This is a genomic window from Streptomyces sp. KL109B, assembly GCF_030766935.1.
GTDB lineage: Bacteria > Actinomycetota > Actinomycetes > Streptomycetales > Streptomycetaceae > Streptomyces.
The window spans coordinates 313,032-329,925 of record NZ_JASERL010000003.1 but is presented as its reverse complement, the minus strand read 5'-3'; the positions used below and the strand labels follow the sequence as shown (position 1 = coordinate 329,925).

The 16,894-nt window shown below is 71.7% G+C and carries 14 protein-coding genes and 1 riboswitch; of the genes, 4 read left to right on the top strand and 10 right to left on the bottom strand.

What is annotated here, in order from left to right:
* Window positions 1-8: 8 nt before the first annotated feature.
* Window positions 9-758, top strand: a complete 750-nt coding sequence (cobM, locus tag RBJ65_RS12825; protein ID WP_306318354.1) for a precorrin-4 C(11)-methyltransferase — start codon at window positions 9-11, stop codon at window positions 756-758.
* Between the two features lie 12 nt (window positions 759-770).
* Here the strand turns inward: cobM and RBJ65_RS12820 are convergent, their stop codons facing one another.
* Both RBJ65_RS12820 and RBJ65_RS12815 read right to left on the bottom strand, forming a co-directional pair.
* Window positions 771-2,357, bottom strand: a complete 1,587-nt coding sequence (locus tag RBJ65_RS12820; protein ID WP_306318355.1) for a PstS family phosphate ABC transporter substrate-binding protein — start codon at window positions 2,355-2,357, stop codon at window positions 771-773.
* 152 nt (window positions 2,358-2,509) lie between these two features.
* Window positions 2,510-3,625: a cobalt-precorrin-5B (C(1))-methyltransferase gene (locus RBJ65_RS12815; RefSeq protein ID WP_306318356.1), complete on the bottom strand. Its 1,116-nt coding sequence runs from the start codon at window positions 3,623-3,625 to the stop codon at window positions 2,510-2,512.
* A gap of 11 nt (window positions 3,626-3,636) precedes the next feature.
* On the opposite strand from RBJ65_RS12815, the gene RBJ65_RS12810 reads away from it, so the two are divergent.
* Window positions 3,637-4,410: a cobalt-precorrin-6A reductase gene (locus RBJ65_RS12810; protein WP_306318357.1), complete on the top strand. Its 774-nt coding sequence runs from the start codon at window positions 3,637-3,639 to the stop codon at window positions 4,408-4,410.
* Between the two features lie 114 nt (window positions 4,411-4,524).
* Here RBJ65_RS12810 and RBJ65_RS12805 read toward each other — a convergent pair whose 3' ends face one another.
* The 3 genes from RBJ65_RS12805 to cobG are packed head-to-tail and all read right to left on the bottom strand — an operon-like array spanning window position 4,525 to window position 7,993.
* The gene (locus tag RBJ65_RS12805; RefSeq protein ID WP_306318358.1) at window positions 4,525-6,021 is read right to left on the bottom strand and encodes a precorrin-2 C(20)-methyltransferase; all 1,497 of its coding nucleotides are present in this window, start codon (window positions 6,019-6,021) and stop codon (window positions 4,525-4,527) included.
* Entirely contained in the window at window positions 6,018-6,659 is a 642-nt protein-coding gene (locus RBJ65_RS12800; protein WP_306318359.1) for a precorrin-8X methylmutase, read from the bottom strand. Before RBJ65_RS12800 ends, RBJ65_RS12805 begins: the two co-directional genes overlap by 4 nt.
* Window positions 6,660-6,667: 8 nt before the next feature.
* Complete coding sequence (gene cobG, locus RBJ65_RS12795; protein ID WP_372342328.1) at window positions 6,668-7,993, bottom strand: precorrin-3B synthase; 1,326 nt, start codon at window positions 7,991-7,993, stop codon at window positions 6,668-6,670.
* Window positions 7,994-8,046: 53 nt separating this feature from the next.
* Window positions 8,047-8,179: riboswitch (cobalamin riboswitch) on the top strand.
* 35 nt (window positions 8,180-8,214) lie between these two features.
* On the opposite strand from cobG, the gene cobN reads away from it, so the two are divergent.
* Complete coding sequence (gene cobN, locus RBJ65_RS12790) at window positions 8,215-12,006, top strand: cobaltochelatase subunit CobN (protein ID WP_306318361.1); 3,792 nt, start codon at window positions 8,215-8,217, stop codon at window positions 12,004-12,006.
* Window positions 12,007-12,011: 5 nt separating this feature from the next.
* On the opposite strand, the gene RBJ65_RS12785 is transcribed toward cobN, so the two are convergent.
* The 5 genes from RBJ65_RS12785 to RBJ65_RS12765 form a co-directional block, all read right to left on the bottom strand.
* Window positions 12,012-12,770, bottom strand: coding sequence for a hypothetical protein (locus RBJ65_RS12785; protein WP_306318362.1), 759 nt, complete (start codon window positions 12,768-12,770; stop codon window positions 12,012-12,014).
* An 89-nt stretch (window positions 12,771-12,859) separates the two neighbouring features.
* Window positions 12,860-15,343, bottom strand: coding sequence for a polysaccharide lyase family 8 super-sandwich domain-containing protein (locus RBJ65_RS12780; RefSeq protein WP_306318363.1), 2,484 nt, complete (start codon window positions 15,341-15,343; stop codon window positions 12,860-12,862).
* Window positions 15,344-15,451: 108 nt separating this feature from the next.
* A complete protein-coding gene (locus tag RBJ65_RS12775; protein WP_306318365.1) occupies window positions 15,452-16,114 on the bottom strand; it encodes a Uma2 family endonuclease in 663 nt (220 codons plus the stop codon).
* Window positions 16,115-16,141: 27 nt separating this feature from the next.
* Window positions 16,142-16,333, bottom strand: coding sequence for a hypothetical protein (locus RBJ65_RS12770; protein ID WP_306318366.1), 192 nt, complete (start codon window positions 16,331-16,333; stop codon window positions 16,142-16,144).
* The gene (locus RBJ65_RS12765; protein ID WP_306318367.1) at window positions 16,330-16,452 is read right to left on the bottom strand and encodes a hypothetical protein; all 123 of its coding nucleotides are present in this window, start codon (window positions 16,450-16,452) and stop codon (window positions 16,330-16,332) included. Before RBJ65_RS12765 ends, RBJ65_RS12770 begins: the two co-directional genes overlap by 4 nt.
* A gap of 166 nt (window positions 16,453-16,618) precedes the next feature.
* On the opposite strand from RBJ65_RS12765, the gene RBJ65_RS12760 reads away from it, so the two are divergent.
* The gene (locus tag RBJ65_RS12760) at window positions 16,619-16,879 is read left to right on the top strand and encodes a winged helix-turn-helix domain-containing protein (RefSeq protein WP_306318368.1); all 261 of its coding nucleotides are present in this window, start codon (window positions 16,619-16,621) and stop codon (window positions 16,877-16,879) included.
* Window positions 16,880-16,894: the final 15 nt, after the last annotated feature.

Here is a 16,894-nt window from a genome sequence, read left to right as displayed (position 1 = left end):
GAGGAACGATGACCGTCCACTTCATCGGGGCGGGCCCCGGCGCCGCCGACCTGATCACGGTGCGCGGCGCGCGCACGCTCGCGAACTGCCAGGTGTGCCTGTACGCGGGCTCCCTGGTCCCGGCCGAACTCCTCGCCGAATGCCCGCCGGACGCGAAGCTGATCGACACGGCGAACCTCGATCTCGACGCCATCGAGCGGGAGTTCGTGGCGGCGCACGAGGCCGGCCACGACGTCGCCCGCCTGCACTCCGGCGACCCGTCGGTCTTCAGCGCGGTCGCGGAGCAGATGCGCCGCCTGGACGCGCGCGGCATCCCGTACGAGATGGTGCCCGGCGTCCCCGCGTTCGCCGCGGCGGCAGCGGCCCTGAAGCGCGAACTGACGGTGCCGACGGTCGGCCAGACGGTCGTCCTCACGCGTATCGCGCAGCAGGCCACGCCGATGCCGCCCGGCGAGGACCTGGCGACGCTGGGCGCGAGCGGCGCGCTCCTCGTCCTGCACCTGGGCGCCCGCTACGTCGACCGGATCGTCGACGAACTGCTCCCGCACTACGGCGCGGACTGCCCGGCCGCCGTCGTCGCCTACGCCAGCCGCCCCGACGAACTGGTCCTGCGCGGCACCCTCGCCGACATCGCGGACCAGGTGAAGTCGGCGGGCGTGCTGCGCACCGCCGTGATCATCGTGGGCCGCACGCTGGGCGCCGCCCAGTTCCGCGACAGCCACCTGTACTCGACGGAACGCGAGCGGCACGCCTGCTGAGCGCCCGCGTGGTCACGGCGCGCACTTGACGGGCGAGTCGAAGTCGGCGCACGGCTGGAAGTCGTTATTGCTCAGGACGCCCGCGCCGAGCCCCTTCTTCAGGAAGAGCAGAAAGCCCGCGGCGGGCGACTGCGCGGGCGGATCGCCGTAGGAGTACGCGTACTCGGGATGCCAGTACGGATAGCCCTGCTGCGCCACGTCGTCGTCCTTCGCCGACCGGCCGTCGATCCGTACGAGGACGAGGCCGGGGTGGGCGAGCGCGGCGTTCAGCTCGCTGTGCCCGAGGGCGCCGGGCGTCTGCGCCATCGTCCGCAGCAGCGCCTCCGTGGACTTCACCTCGCAGCGTCCCGGCTTCGCGTCGGGCACGGCGGCGCAGTCGCTCTCGGTCACACCGGGCAGTTCCCGTCCGCCGAGCAGCTTCTGCTTCAGGACGATGCGCGTGCCCGAGTCCGAGTTGCGGCTGACGAGATGGACCGGCAGGTCGGCGCCGCCGACGTCCTTCCAGTTCGTGACGCGGCCCGCGTACAGGTCCCGTACCTGCTCGGGCGTGAGGTTCTGCACCTGCGCGTCCTTGGTCGCGACGAGCGTGAACACGGACAGCGCGACCGGCGTCGGCAGCAGGTTCGGGTGCTCGCCGCGGGCGGCCGGGGAGTCGGAGAAGGCGAGCCGGTTCGCGAGCCCGTGGCCCGGCGCCGACGCCCCCGCCTTCCCGGCCTGTTCGAGTTCGGCGAGCCCGGTGCCGCTGCCCACGAACTTCTCCTTGGGCGCCTCGACGCTGACCTGCCCCATGCACCGCTTCTCGTACGCGGCCGCGGCCTGGGCCACCGGCTTGTAGAACGCGGTGGACCCGGACAGCTCCAGGCGGCCCTTCGTGCAGTCGAGCGGCGGGGTGACCACGGTCGCGGTGCGCGGCTCGTTGACGGTGAGCACCAGCTGGGCGCCCGCGACGGCGACGAGGAACGCGACGAGCGCGGCGATCCGCGGCGAGGCGTAGGTGTGGCTCTCGGTCCAGCGGATGCGCCGTTCGCCGCCGCTCTTGATGGCGGCCTCCACGACGACCAGCTCGCGCAGCCGCTTCTCCGGCCAGTTGCGCATGGCGAGCCGCCGCCGGAACCAGTTGAGGCCGGTGGGCGGGGCGGCGGGCTCCGGCGCGTCGGGCTCGGCCTCCAGGGTCACCAGGACCTTGAAGTGCCAGCCCCGGTTGAGCTGCACCTTCGGCAGCCGGATGGCGTCCTCCGACGGCTCGATCCCGAACTGGGGCGTGTCCGGGGCGAAGAACGACCACTGCGTGTTGTGGCTGCACTCGGTGACCCGCATGTCCTTGACGCGCCGCTTCGGGAACTTCACGCGGATCCCGACGAGGCCGTTCTCCGGGGCGACGTAGTTGTCGGGGTCGATGCCGGCGAGCCCGTTGTTCTGGAAGCGCAGCAGCACGAACGAACGCCCGCCCCCCGTTCCCCCGCCCTCCGGAGGCGTCGCCGCGGTCTCCATCTGCACCCGGTAGCCGAGCCGCCGCAGCCCCGCGAAGACGAACTCCCAGGCCCCCGCCACGACCGGCACCGCGAAGCCGCCCAGGGCGAGCGCCGTGTCCAGGTCCATGCCCGACTCCCTTGAATCCAGGGCTGGTTGAGTGGGAGACGAATGTACGTGCGGGGGGTACGGGGAACGACGGACGGAAGGGAAACTTCAACGCCTGTTCGCCGCCGCGCCGCGCACGGTCATCGCGCGTTCACCAACCACTGGGGGAGCGGCTACCCGCGCCCCACCACATTCCCCGCCCGGTCGATGCAGATCACGTCGACCGCGACCGGCGCCCCGCGCAGCACCGCGAGCGCCTCGTCGCGGGCCGTCGCCGCGACCAGATCGCCGAGCGGCACCCCCGCCGCCGCGCACAACTGCAGTGCCGCGAGGCCGGTGTTGGCGTCCGCCACCTCGGCGGCGAGCGCCTCGGACGCCCCGCCGCGCCGGGCGAGTTCGGCGAGGAACCCCTTGTCGACCTGCGAACGCCCCGAGTGCAGATCCAGGTGCCCAGCCGCCAGCTTCGACAGCTTGGCGAAGCCGCCGCAGATGGTCAGCCGGTCCACGGGATGGCGCCGGATGTACTTCAGGACGGCGCCCGCGAAATCGCCCATGTCGAGCAACGCGTCCTCGGGCAGCCCGTGTTCGCGCACGACGGTCTTCTCGGACGTCGACCCGGTGCAGCCCGCGACATGCGTACGCCCCGCGGCGCGCGCCACGTCGACGCCCCGCCGGATGGAGTCGATCCACGCGGAGCACGAGTACGGCACGACGATCCCGGTCGTCCCCAGCACGGACAGCCCGCCGAGAATGCCGAGCCGCGGGTTCCACGTGGACCGGGCGATCTCCTCGCCGTGATCGATGGAGATCGTGACCTCTACGTCGCCGGGGACGCCCCGCGCCGCCGCCACCCGCTCGATGTGCGTACGGATCAGCTCGCGGGGGACGGGGTTGATCGCCGGTTCCCCGACGGGCAGGGGTAGCCCGGGGCGGGTGACCGTGCCGACGCCGGGCCCCGCCCTGAACACCACACCGGACCCCGGCGGGAGGCGCCGCACCGTGGACCGTACGAGCGCGCCGTGCGTGACGTCCGGGTCGTCGCCCGCGTCCTTGACGACCCCGGCGGTGGCGGTGACCCCGGCCAGCTCCTCGACCGCGAGCGCGAAGGCCGGCGTCTGCCCCTTCGGGAGCGTGATGGTCACCGGGTCGGGGAACTCGCCGGTCAGCAGCGCCGTGTACGCGGCCGTGGTCGCGGCCGTCGCACAGGCCCCGGTCGTCCATCCGGGCCGCAGCCCGGTGTGCTTGAGTTGGGCTCCGCGTCCACCCTTCGCCGCCGTCTCACCACTCATGGAGCTCCCCGATGCCGCAGCACGTGCTGATTCTCGGCGGGACGACCGAGGCCCGGCGGTTGGCCGAGGCGTTGCACCCGCGTGTGCGGGTGACGAGTTCGCTCGCGGGGCGCGTCGCGGAGCCCCGGCTGCCGGTCGGCGAGGTGCGGATCGGCGGGTTCGGCGGGGCGGCGGGGATGGCGGAGTGGGTGCGCGCGCACGCCGTGGACGCGATCATCGATGCCACCCATCCCTTCGCCGAGACGATCAGTTTCAACGCGGCCGAGGCCGCCGCCACCGTCCATGTTCCCCTGCTCGCGCTGCGGCGGCCCGGCTGGGTGCCGGGTGCGGGGGACGACTGGCGTGAGGTCGCCTCCCTCGCGGAGGCCGCGGGGGCGCTGCGCGGCTTCGACCGGGTCTTCCTCACGACCGGCCGCATGGGCCTGGCGGCGTTCGCGGACGTCGACGACGCGCACTTCCTCGTACGGTCCGTGGACGCGCCCGAGCCGCCGTTTCCGCCGCGCATGGAGGTGCTGCTGGACCGGGGGCCGTTCACCCTCGACGGCGAACGCGCGCTCCTCGCGGACCACGCCATCGACGTCCTCGTGACGAAGGACAGTGGTGGCGCGGCCACGGCCCCGAAACTGGTCGCCGCGCGGGAAGCGGGTATCCCGGTCGTGCTCGTCCGCCGCCCACCCGTCCCCTCCGGAATCCCGGTAGCGGCCACCGTCCCCGATGCGGCCACCTGGCTCCACGCCTCGGGGCTCCGCCCCGGACCCCGCTGCTCAAGCGCCGCAGGGGCTTGATTTACTCACCCACCGCTCGAAAACTCGCCACCGCAACCCCGGTTCGGCATTTCCAGCCCCTCCGGCGTTTGAGGAGCGGGGTCCGGGGCGGAGCCCCGGGGCCGTAACGGCGGGTCAGGTCTCCGGGTAGCGGCGCGGCGTCCACGCCACCGTGGTCCCGTCCGGCCGGACCACCGCCTGCGTCTGCGACGACCCGACGATCAGCAACGTACGCATGTCGACCACCTCCGGATCGAGCTCCGCCAGCCGCACGACCCGCACACTCTCCTCCGGCCCGCCCACATCCCGCGCCAGCACCACAGGCGTATCCGGCAACCGCAGCTCAAGAAGCAGCTCCCGCGCCTTCCCCACCTGCCAAGTACGGCTCCGCGACCCGGGGTTGTAGAGCGCGAGCACCAGATCCGCGGCGGCAGCCGTCCGCAACCGCTCCGCGATGACCTCCCACGGCTTGAGCCGGTCCGACAGCGAGATCGTCGCGTAGTCGTGCCCGAGCGGCGCCCCCGCCTTCGCCGCGGCGGCGTTCGCGGCGGTCACCCCGGGCAGCACCCGCACCGGTATCTCCGCGTACCGCTCCTCCGCGGCGACTTCCAGCACCGCCGTCGCCATCGCGAAGACACCCGGGTCGCCCCCGGACACCACCGCGACACGGCGCCCGCGCAGCGCCAGGGCGAGCGCCATCTCGGCGCGCTCCGACTCCACCTTGTTGTCCGAGCCGTGGCGGCGCTGCCAGGGCCGGGCGGGAACCCGGTCCAGGTACGTGGTGTAGCCGACCAGGTCGTCGGCGGCGGCCAGCGCGCCGCGCGACTCCGGCGTCAGCCAGGGCGCACCCGCGGGACCGGTCCCGACGACCACGACCCCGCCCCGGCCGGGCGCGACCGCCGGCTCCGCGTCGACCCGCGACGGCAGCACGGCGACGGAGAAGTACGGCACGGACGCCGGATCGACATCGGCCAGCGCGCCCGTCCGCTCACCCGCCATGAACGCCCGCTCGACGTACCGCGCGTCGTCGAGCCGCCCCGAACTCTCCAGCGCCGCCCGCACCTTGGTGAACGTACGCCCCAGTTTCATCACGACCGCCGAGTCCGCGGCGGCGATCCGCGCGGTCAGCTCGTCCTCGTCGAGGGTGCCGGGGATGACGGTCAGCGTCTCCTTGTCCTCGCACAGCGGCTGCCCGAGCCGGGCGGCCGCCGCGCTGATGGAGGTGACGCCGGGGATCACGGTGGCCTCGTAACGCTCCGCGAGCCGCTTGTGCATGTGCTGGTACGAGCCGTAGAACATCGGGTCGCCCTCGGCGAGCACGGCGACCGTGCGCCCCGCGTCGAGATGCGCGGCGAGCGTGGCGGCCGCCTCCTCGTAGAAGTCGTCGAGCGCACCGCGATAGCCGCCGGGATGATCCGTGGTCTCGACGGTCAGCGGATACATCAACCGCTCCTCGATCTGCTCCTCACGGATGTGCTCCGCGGCGATCGAGCGGGCGATGGAACGCCCGTGGCGCGCGCAGTGGTACGCGATGACGTCCGCGCCGGCGATCGCCTTCACGGCCGCGACGGTCATCAGATCCGGATCACCGGGCCCGAGCCCGACGCCATAGAGCTTTCCGGTGTCACTCATGCCTGGATCTCCACCTCGGTCGCGATCGCGTTCAGTGCGGCTGCGGTCATCGCGCTGCCGCCTCGACGGCCTCGTACGACCAGGTAGTCGAGGCCCGACTCGTTCGCGGCGAGGGCGTCCTTCGACTCGGCGGCGCCGACGAAGCCGACGGGGATGCCGAGCACGGCCGCGGGCTTGGGCGCGCCCTTCGCGATCATCTCCAGCAGGTGGAAGAGCGCGGTGGGCGCGTTCCCGATGGCGACGACCGCGCCGTCCAGCCGGTCCCGCCAGAGTTCGAGCGCGGCGGCGCTGCGCGTGGTCCCCAACTCCTCGGCGAGACCGGGTACTCGCGGCTCACGCAGCGTGCAGACGACGTCGTTGTCGACCGGCAGCCGCTTGCGCGTCACGCCGCTGGCGACCATGTGGGCGTCGCAGAGGATGGGCGCGCCGGCCCGCAGCGCGGCCCGCGCCTTCGCCACGACTCCGGTCGAGTAACCGATGTCCTGTACGAGATCCACCTGCCCACAGGCGTGGATCATGCGGACCGCCACCTGGGCGACGTCGGCGGGCAGCGCCGCGAGTCCGTCCGCGGCCTCCGCGCGGATCGTGGCAAAGGACTCGCGGTAGATCGCCGCGCCGTCCTTCTCGTAGTCGAACACGTTCGCTCTCAACTCTCGGTGTGGTGGGGGAAGTTGGTGGTGTAGCCGCCGTCGGGGCGGGCCACGATGTCGACGTAGTCGCCGGCGGGGTGGCCGCAGCGGCGTTCGCAGCCGGACCAGTAGGTGGGGAGTTCGGGGTGCGCTTCGTCGATCCGTGCGGCGGCCTCGGCCCGCACGTCGGCGTGCGCCTTCGCGCAGCCGGGCCGCCCGACGCAGGCCGCTACGCGGGTCCAGGGTGAGTCGGGGTCGGCCACGAGCCCGGTACGGGTCAGTTCCGCGGCGTGTGCGGGCCCGGCCCCCGGCACGACGACCCCGCGCCACGGGGTCAACCGCAGCTCCTGCTCCGGCAGCCGCCGCGCCACGTCGACCAGCGCACCCCACTGCTTGGGCCCGAGCACCCCGAGCGGCACCGTAAACACGGGGCCGGAGCCCCGAGTTCTTTCCAGCCCCGCCGGCGTTTGAGGCGCGGGGCTCGGGGCGGAGCCCCGAGACGTGTGCGAGCGGGTGGGCAAATCCAGCCCCGCCGGCGTTTGAGGCGCGGGGTCCGGGGCGGAGCCCCGAGACGTGTGCGAGCGGGTGGGCACATCAAGCCCCGCCGGCGTTTGAGGCGCGGGGTCCGGGGCGGAGCCCCGCGGCCGCAACCCCGGGAGGCCGAGCACACGCTCCTCCAACTCCCGCCGCGCGGCACCCAGATCCGCAACCCGCCACACCCGCCCCCCAACCCCCCGGGCAACCGCAACAAACCCCTCCGCCGCGCCAACGGCAACCCGCACCCCCCACTCGTACGGCACCCGCACCCGCACCGCCCCGACACAAACCTCCGCCTCCCCCGAAGCCACCCCCCGCACCAACACATCCGCCCCGAGCCCGGCCACATCCCCCCGCCCGTCGTCGAGCGCGAACAAGAACCGCCCCGACAACCCCGGCGTGACGGAACTCGCACACAACGCCGCGTCAAGCCCGGTCAACCACTCCCGTACGTCCACGAACCCGCGCCCATCAAGCCCGGACATCGGCGAAGCCACCACGTTCCGCACCCGCTCGTGCGCCGCCGACGGCAGCAGCCCGGCCCCGCCGAGCACCTCCGCGAGCTCACTCCCGCACCCGTCCCGCAACCCTCGCAACTGCACATTCCCCCGCGACGTAAGGTGCAGCATCCCGTCCCCGAGCCGCCCCGCCGCATCACGAAGTGCTCGCGCCTGCCGAGCACTCAGCACCCCGCCGGGAATCCGCACGCGCGCGAGAAACCCGTCATCGGCGCTGTGCAGACGCAAAGCCCCGGGGCAGGCGTCGCCGGACGTGCCGGTACCGGGGGATATGGGGGAGGGGGACATGCCGGGGAGCATACCCATGGGCCAGTGACCGGCATCGCGTACCGGCCCGCTGCCAGGACCCGTACGATGAGCGTGCCATCGACGGCAATGGGGAGGAAGCCCGGTGTGAATCCGGCGCGGTCCCGCCACTGTGAACTCCGCAACACCGGAGTGAGCCAGGAACTCCCGCCGTCATTACGACCACCCGGGGCGCGGACACCCCGAGGAAGGCCAGACGCCGCATGCCCCAGCAGCTCCTGCTCCTGTCGACGTCGGACACCGACCTGCTCAGCGCCCGCGCGGCAAACGCCGCCGACGCCCCGGTCGCCTACCGCTTCGCGAACCCCTCCCGTATCGACGTGGAGACGGACCTGCCCGGCCTCCTCGACGGCGTCGAACTCGTCGTCGTACGCCTCCTCGGCGGCGTCCGCGCCTGGCAGGACGGCATCGACCGGCTGCTCGCCGCCGGGATCCCGCTGGTCGTCCTCACCGGCGAACAGGCCCCCGACGCCCAGCTGATGGCGACATCCACGGTGCCGGTCGGCATCGCCGCCGAGGCCCACAAGTACCTGGCGCACGGCGGCCCGACCAACCTCGACCACCTGGCCCGCTTCCTCTCCGACACGGTCCTCCTGACCGGCCACGGCTTCGAACCGCCGGAGGCGGCACCGACGTGGGGCCCACTCAATCGCGCGTCGCGAAATCCCGCCTCGGCAGATCAAGCCCCGCCGGCGATTGAGGCGCGGGGTCCGGGGCAGAGCCCCGAGTCGTCAACCACGGACGGCCACACCCCCACGGTCGCCGTCCTCTACTACCGCGCCCACCACATGAGCGGCAACACCGCCTTCGTCCACGCCCTCTGCGACGAGATCGAACGCGCCGGCGCCCACCCGCTCCCCCTCTACGTCGCATCGCTCCGCGCCCCCGAACCGGAACTGATCGACGCCCTGCGCCCGGTCGACGCCATCGTGACGACGGTCCTCGCCGCAGGCGGCACACGTCCCGCCGAGGCCGGCGCCGGCGGCGACGACGAGTCCTGGGACGCGGGCGCGCTCACCCAGCTCGACGTCCCGATCCTCCAGGCCCTGTGCCTGACCTCCTCGCGCGCCGACTGGGAGGAGAACGACGAGGGCGTCTCCCCGCTGGACGCCGCCAGCCAGATCGCGGTGCCGGAGTTCGACGGCCGCCTGATCACCGTCCCGTTCTCCTTCAAGGAGATCGACGAGGACGGGCTCCCGGCGTACGTCGCCGACCCCGAGCGGGCGGCCCGCGTGGCCGGGATCGCGGTGCGCCACGCACGCCTCAAGCACATTCCGGCGGCGGACAAGAAGCTGGCGCTCGTCCTGTCCGCGTACCCGACGAAGCACTCGCGGATCGGCAACGCGGTGGGCCTCGACACCCCGGCATCGGCGGTCTCGCTCCTTCGCCGACTCCTCGACGAGGGCTACGACTTCGGGGACCCCGCCGAGATCCCCGGCCTCGCCTCCGGCGACGGCGACGAACTGATCCGCGCGCTCATCGATGCGGGCGGCCACGACCAGGAGTGGCTGACGGAGGAGCAGCTCGCGAAGAACCCGGTGCGCATCCCGGCCGCCGACTACAAGCGCTGGTACGCGACGCTGCCGCAGGAGCTGCGCGACAGCGTGGAGCGGCACTGGGGCCCGCCGCCCGGCGAGATGTTCGTCGACCGCAGCCGCAACCCCGAGGGCGACATCGTCCTGGCCGCCCTGCGGCGCGGCAATCTCCTCATCCTCATCCAGCCGCCGCGCGGCTTCGGCGAGAACCCGATCGCGATCTACCACGACCCCGATCTGCCGCCGTCCCACCACTACTTGGCGGCGTACCGCTGGATCGCGGCCTCGACGAACGACGGCGGTTTCGGCGCCGACGCGATGATCCACCTCGGCAAGCACGGCAACCTGGAGTGGCTGCCGGGCAAGAACGCGGGCCTGTCGGCGGCGTGCGCCCCGGACGCGGCGCTCGGCGACCTCCCCCTGATCTACCCCTTCCTGGTGAACGACCCCGGCGAGGGCACGCAGGCCAAGCGCCGCGTCCACGCCACGCTCATCGACCACCTCGTCCCGCCGATGGCGCGCGCCGACTCCTACGGAGACATCGCCCGCCTGGAACAACTCCTCGACGAATACGCCCAGATCAGCAGCATGGACCCGGCGAAGCTGCCTGCCATCCGCGCCCAGATCTGGACGCTGATCCAGGCGGCCAAGCTCGACCACGACCTGGGCCTGGAGGCCCGCCCCGACGACGACGGCTTCGACGACTTCCTGTTGCACGTCGACGGGTGGCTCTGCGAGGTCAAGGACGCGCAGATCCGCGACGGTCTGCATGTGCTCGGTGCGGCTCCCGAGGGCGAGGCCCGGGTCAACCTGGTCCTCGCGATCCTCCGCGCCCGCCAGATCTGGGGCGGCTCCCAGGCGCTTCCCGGTCTGCGGGAGGCGCTGGGCCTGGACGAGTCGGCGGCGACGCGGACGTCTGCCGACGAGGCGGAGGGTGTGGCGCGGGCCCTCGTCGAGGCGATGGAGTCCGCGGGCTGGACTCCGTCGGCGGTACCGGAAGTGTTGGCGTCGTCCGCCCTCACGTCACGGGGCTCCGCCCCGGACCCCGCTGCTCAATCGCCGCAGGGGCTTGATTTGCCGGAACCGGCGCAGGGGCCTGATGGGATCGATCCCGTCGCCGCGATTCTCGACTTCGCCGCCCGTGAAGTCGTGCCACGGCTGGGTGCCACGACGGACGAACTCGCCAACGCCGTCCGCGCGTTGAACGGAAGCTTCGTCCAGGCAGGGCCGTCCGGCTCCCCGCTGCGCGGACTCGTCAACGTGCTGCCGACCGGCCGGAACTTCTACTCGGTCGACCCGAAGGCCGTCCCGTCCCGCCTCGCGTGGGAGACGGGCCAGGCCCTCGCGGACAGCCTCCTCACCCGCTACCAGCAGGACAACGACGGCGCGTACCCCACCTCCGTGGGCCTGAGCCTCTGGGGCACCAGCGCCATGCGCACCGCCGGCGACGACATCGCGGAGGCGTTGGCCCTCCTCGGCATCCGCCCGGTCTGGGACGACGCGTCCCGCCGCGTCACCGGCCTGGAACCGATCCCGTACGAGGAGCTGAACCGCCCCCGCGTCGACGTCACCCTCCGCATCTCCGGCTTCTTCCGCGACGCGTTCCCGCACACCATCGGCCTCCTCGACGACGCGGTCCGCCTCGCGGCCTCCCTCGACGAGCCGGCGGAGCACAACTACGTACGGGCCCACGCCCAGGCGGACCTCGCGGAACACGGCGACGAACGCCGCGCCACCACCCGCATCTTCGGCTCACGGCCGGGAACGTACGGAGCCGGTCTCCTCCAGCTCATCGACTCCAAGGACTGGCGCACGGACGCCGACCTCGCCGAGGTCTACACGGTGTGGGGCGGCTACGCGTACGGCCGCGGCCTGGAGGGCAAGGCGGCCCGCTCCGAAATGGAGACGGCCTACAAGCGCATCGCCGTCGCCGCCAAGAACACGGACACCCGCGAGCACGACATCGCGGACTCGGACGACTACTTCCAGTACCACGGCGGCATGGTCGCCACCGTGCGCGCCCTGCGGGGCCAGGCCCCCGAGGCGTACATCGGCGACTCGACCAGGCCCGAGACGGTCCGCACCCGCACCCTCGTCGAGGAGACCTCCCGCGTCTTCCGCGCCCGCGTGGTGAACCCCAAGTGGATCGAGGCGATGCGCCGCCACGGCTACAAGGGCGCCTTCGAACTCGCCGCGACCGTCGACTACCTCTTCGGCTACGACGCCACGACCGGCGTCATCGCCGACTGGATGTACGACAAGTTGACCGAGACGTACGTCCTCGACGAGACGAACCGCCAGTTCCTCTCCGAGGCCAACCCGTGGGCCCTGCACGGCATCGCGGAACGCCTCCTCGAAGCCGAGTCGCGCGGCATGTGGGAGAAGCCGGACCCGCAGACCCTTGAGGCCCTCCGCCAGGTGTACCTGGAGACGGAGGGCGACCTGGAGGCCGACGAGTAGGGCCGTCAGCGCACTGCCGCGTCCAGCCGCTCCGCGGCGGACTTCAGTAGCTTCTCCGTGAGCTTGTCGTCGGGCTCGACGTTCGCGTCGTCGTTGATGCTGAACGTCGAGATCGTCAGGTACGACAGGTTGGCGCCCTTGCGTACGAGGAGTGTGTCGATCGTCGACATGCCGTCGGAGGATTCCATGCGCACGGCGGAGCTGTCGTCACCGTACGAAGGGGTCGACAGCTTCGTGATCGCCAGGGTGCGGTCCATGTCGTCCTCCTTCAGCTCCTTGAGGTTGCACGCCTCCGCGTACTGCTTCCACTTCGCGGTGAGGTCCTCGGCCCGCTGGGCGTCCTTGAGCGGAAACACCATGTGGAAGACGGAGCGCGAGGCCTCGTCCGAGTAGGCGTCTCCCTTGGTGGCGCCCCACCAGGCCGCCGTCTTCGGGGGAGCGGCCCCGAGGTCGTCCTCCTTCGTTCCCTGGTACGCCGCCTGGCACTCGGCGTCGTCGGAGGTGACGGACGAGTCGTCGTCCTTCTTGTCCTTGCTCTGGTCCTCGACGTCGTCCTTCGGTGCGATCTTCCACCCGAACCCGACGTCCGCCTCCCCGATCAACGCCCGCTTCGCCCCGGCCCGGTCCAGCGGCCCGGCCGCCTGGGCGGCCGACTCCTTGGGTGTCTCCTCGGGAGCCTTGGATGCCGGGCCCCGGTCGCCGCCACCCCCGCCCGAGCCGCCGCACGCCGCCGTCGTGGCCGTCAGTACCACGGCACCGGCCACAGCCAGAATCATCCGTCTCGCCCGCATGTGTCAGAGCCCCCGCTCGTCATCTCCCGCATCAACTTCCGTGTCTGCTACAGAAGTTGATATCAGCCGTCCTCGCGCCCCCGCAGCGTGACCGTGAAGCTGCGGCCGTACGCGTGGTGGGTGTCCACGTCGAGCCGCGTCCCGCCCGGCACCGCACTCACCCGCACCGCCTCGTCCCCCGCGACCCGCGTCAGCCGCTGCCCCCGCAGCACGACGCCCACCGTGTCCCGCCCGGTCGTCGGGTCCGACACGGCGACCGTCACGTCCCCGCCCACCCGCCGTACGAGCACGGACGCAGGACCGTCCACATCGAGCCCGGCCACCCGGTGCGCGCCGCCGGTGAAGGTGTTCGCGGCGACGAGCCCGAGCCCGTCATGCCGCACGGCCTGCGTCCGCACCGTATTCGCGAGCACCCGCACACCGTCGTACGCGCGCACCGCCGCCTCCGACGCGTTAGGCAGCAACACATAAGCAAATGAAGCTGGTTGGGCCCCGGCCTCCTGTTCCACCACCAGCGAGAACACCTGCCGGGTCACGGCCGTGTCCGGGTTCGACGTACGCACCACGCGCCGACTCCGCGTCACCGTCTCAAGCCGCGCCTTCGCCTCCGGCCCGGCGAGCCGCACGTATCCGACGGCCGTGCCCCGCGTCCCGTCCGCCCACCGCACCCACCCGTCGCCCTCGGCCACGGTCACGGCATCCCCGGCAGGCGCGACCCGCGCGTCGACGGTCGTCGTCACCGCCCGCCCACCGCCGGGAGCGTCCCCCACGCCCGCCGCGAGCACCACGACTTCCTCATCCAGCAGGAACCACGACTTGGTGGCCCGCGCCGAGCGGTACGCCACGAAGTCGTCCGGCAGCAGCCCCGCCGCCTTGTCCCGCCACGGCACATCGTCGGAGGCGACCCACCCCACGGCCCCGTACACCCCACCGAGCACCGCCCCGCCCGAGTACGCCTGCGTGGCGGTCGGGAAGTACACGTACTTGTTCTGCGACTCGCTGGACGCGGTGAAGTTCAGCGGGTGGTCCGGGTTGTCGTAGAAGAGCTTGCCGCCGTACAACTCCGGTACCGTTCCCCGCCGTTCGACGGGCGCGGTGACCCCCGCGAGCCCATAGGGCGAGACAGTGGTGAAGTAATCGACCCCGTACGCGCCCGCCTGATCCTCCCCGGACAAATACAGATAGTGCGCCCCGTCCCCCTGGAACCACGGCATCAGATTCTCGCCACTCATGTACTCGTACTTGCTGATGCGCTGGGAACTCCGCGCGATCGCGAACGCGTACCCGGGCCGCCGATGCACCGTCCGGTCCATGGCATTGAACGCGACCGACCGCGCGGCCGGATTGAGATCGGCGGGACGGGCGTCGGAGTCCGCCAGCACATCCGCGTACCGCACGATGCTGAGCGGCGAGACGAACCCCGTCGGATCGAGCTCCGCCTTCGACGCCTCCCGCAGATGCTTCACGTACCCCTTCAACTCCCGCGCCGCGTCCCCCTCCGACAGGGACGCGAGATCGACGACGGCCTCGACGACCGTGGCGGTGTCCGCGTACCCGCTCCCCGTCCGGGACACGGCCCGCCCCTTCACGGCCTCCATCATCCAGCCCTCGAAGATCAGCGGCGCGAACCCGTCCCGCACCCACCGCCGCACGGTCGGCACCAGCTCGTCCCCGTACGCGAACCCGGTCCCGTCCAGCAGCTTCAGCGTCTGAATGACCCGCGTGAGCAGCCCCTTCCCGTACGAGCCCGTGTACGCGACGGAGGAGTGCTGGATGAAGGACCCGTCGGCGTAGTGCCCGTCCGTGACCCCGTGCCGCAGGTTGTACGGGTCGACGGTCGCGAAGACGGTCAGCTGATCGGTGAGCGCCTTACGGATGCGCCCCTCGTCACCCGTGAGCGCACCCTGGAGGATGCGGTTGGTCGTGATGTCGGCGAGGTTGGCCCCGGTGTGGAAGCGCGAGTCGAGGTCGACGTCGCCGTCCTTGCCGTTGCGCAGATACGCGTCCATGGAGTCGATGTACGTACGCACAAGGTCCGCTGACGCGGCGTCACCCAGCAGCACCAGCGTCCGGCTCACGGACTGCGAGATGCCTATCTCCCACGTGAACCAGTTCCCGTAGTACCCCTTGGACTGGTCCCCGTAGAACTTCTCGTGCAGCCACGTCAGCGCGTCGACCACCCGGTCACGGGGGATGCCCGACGCCGTCCGCGTCGCGAGCGCGATCTCGTAGACCTTCTGGAACGTGGTGTTGAGATTCGGGTCGCTGGTGCCGAGCGGCAGCCCCTTGAACAGCTCACCGTCCCCGCTCGCGGCATCCATCGCCGCGAGGTTCGCGCGCGCGGTCTTCTCGATCGCGGCGAGCTTGGCGGCGGTCTCCTTACGGGCGTTGGACTCGGCGGTGCCGGCGAACATGGCCACCGTATTGGCGAGCAACTGCCCGGTACCGGCGGCGAGTTCGGCGGCGCCCGCCCACCGCGTGGGAATCGCGGCCAGCACCCCGCTCGCGGCGAGCACACTCAGCAGACGTCTACGGGTGATTTCCATCGGTCGTCCGTCCCTCCGTCGTTCGCTCGCTCACGATCGGCACGCGCGCCGGAGTCAAGCAGACGGGTAGGTCGGCGACAAGGGTCGCTCAGGGTCGCTCAGGGTCGCTCAGAACGCGAGGTCCTCCCAGCTGACGCTGAGGGGGAAGGGTTCGGGGAACTCGATACCGGGGCCGTCCGCTTCCCACTCGCCGGCGAGTCCGTAGATCATGGGGCGCAGCAACTTGACCGCGAGATCGGCCTGGTCGACGGTGACCAGCTCGTACGCCCGCACCGATGTGATGTCCCAGGTCCCTCCGGAGTCCAGCTCGACCTCCCAGTACCAGGGGATGCCGGCCTCCGCGTACCGGTCCATCTTCCGTTCCCGGCGCTTGCCCCTGTCCGAGTCGGAGAGCACCTCGCCGACCAGCACGGTGTCGTCGGTGAAGGTGTCGGCGCCGCGCGGCAGGCAGCGGCGGACCAGGAAGTCGGGGGTGAGGAAGCTGGACTTGTCGCGCGTGAAGAAGGCGTTGGTCTCCACCTCGACCTGCCAGCACAGTCGTGCCGGGTCGTCGGTCTCCTCCCGCATGGCACGGCGGGCGCCGGTCTCGAACGCGTTGCACAGGCGCCGGGCCGCCCGCTGGTGCTCCATCGGGCCGCGCCTGTTCCACACGACCCGGCCCTGCCACAGCTCGACTCCCTCGGCGACGTCGTCCGGGAATTCCTGGAGTTCCTCCCAGGTCATGGTCTCGGGCAGATTGAAGTCGGACGCCTCGACCGGGTTCGCGGACATGCTGCCTCCATGGCTCGTGCTCGCCCCTCACGGTAGCCGCCTCGGGGGCTGTTCCGTCGGGTCCGGCTGAGCGCACTCGGCGCACTGCGGGCACGCGTACACGTTGAAGCCGGGCCCGGTGCCCTGGTGCACCTCGGCGACGAGCACGGGCTCGTGCGTGATCACCTCGCACCACACGCACATACGGACGGGGCGGTGGGGGACGGGCGCGTCGTTCACGTGGCTGCTCCTCGTACGTGCCGGTCGAGATCGATCCCGTAATCGGCGGCGAGAACGAGGGCGAGCCGCCTGCGGCGAAGCCGCGCCCACGTGTAGGCGCGGCGGATAAGGTCGGTCATGTCGGCGCTCCTGTGTTGGGCGTTGACCACGCCCCCGGACGTTGGCCCGTCGCGGGGGTCTTACGTTGCTGAAGGTAGCCGCGTCTTGATGCGGTAAGAAGCGGACGACCGCTACTGATCGATACTGATACTGCATGGCTGTGGTCGACCTATTACGGTCGCTTCCGTGACGGACAAGATTGACCCCGAGGGCATCGACTACCACTACGTGCAGCTCGCCAACATCATCGAGCGACGCATCCGTACAGGTACTTACGCGCCCGGGACCCGCTTGCCGGGAGAGATGAAGATGGCGCACGACTTCGGCGCGGGCACCATTACCGTGCGCCGCGCCCTGGCGATCCTGCGCGACAAGGGCCTCACGATCACCGTCCCCGCCCGCGGCACCTTCGTCGTCCGCGAACTCCCGGAGCCGACGGCCGACTGACTCCTGGCCTGGCGG

Bases quoted from the DNA above. Each gene is read 5' to 3' on its own strand.
- cobM (WP_306318354.1), top strand. From the start codon at position 9: ATGACCGTCCACTTCATCGGGGCGGGCCCCGGCGCCGCCGACCTGATC.
- RBJ65_RS12820 (WP_306318355.1), bottom strand. From the start codon at position 2,357: ATGGACCTGGACACGGCGCTCGCCCTGGGCGGCTTCGCGGTGCCGGTC.
- RBJ65_RS12815 (WP_306318356.1), bottom strand. From the start codon at position 3,625: ATGAGTGGTGAGACGGCGGCGAAGGGTGGACGCGGAGCCCAACTCAAG.
- RBJ65_RS12810 (WP_306318357.1), top strand. From the start codon at position 3,637: ATGCCGCAGCACGTGCTGATTCTCGGCGGGACGACCGAGGCCCGGCGG.
- RBJ65_RS12805 (WP_306318358.1), bottom strand. From the start codon at position 6,021: ATGAGTGACACCGGAAAGCTCTATGGCGTCGGGCTCGGGCCCGGTGAT.
- cobG (WP_372342328.1), bottom strand. From the start codon at position 7,993: ATGTCCCCCTCCCCCATATCCCCCGGTACCGGCACGTCCGGCGACGCC.
- cobN (WP_306318361.1), top strand. From the start codon at position 8,215: ATGCCCCAGCAGCTCCTGCTCCTGTCGACGTCGGACACCGACCTGCTC.
- RBJ65_RS12780 (WP_306318363.1), bottom strand. From the start codon at position 15,343: ATGGAAATCACCCGTAGACGTCTGCTGAGTGTGCTCGCCGCGAGCGGG.
- RBJ65_RS12775 (WP_306318365.1), bottom strand. From the start codon at position 16,114: ATGTCCGCGAACCCGGTCGAGGCGTCCGACTTCAATCTGCCCGAGACC.
- RBJ65_RS12765 (WP_306318367.1), bottom strand. From the start codon at position 16,452: ATGACCGACCTTATCCGCCGCGCCTACACGTGGGCGCGGCTTCGCCGC.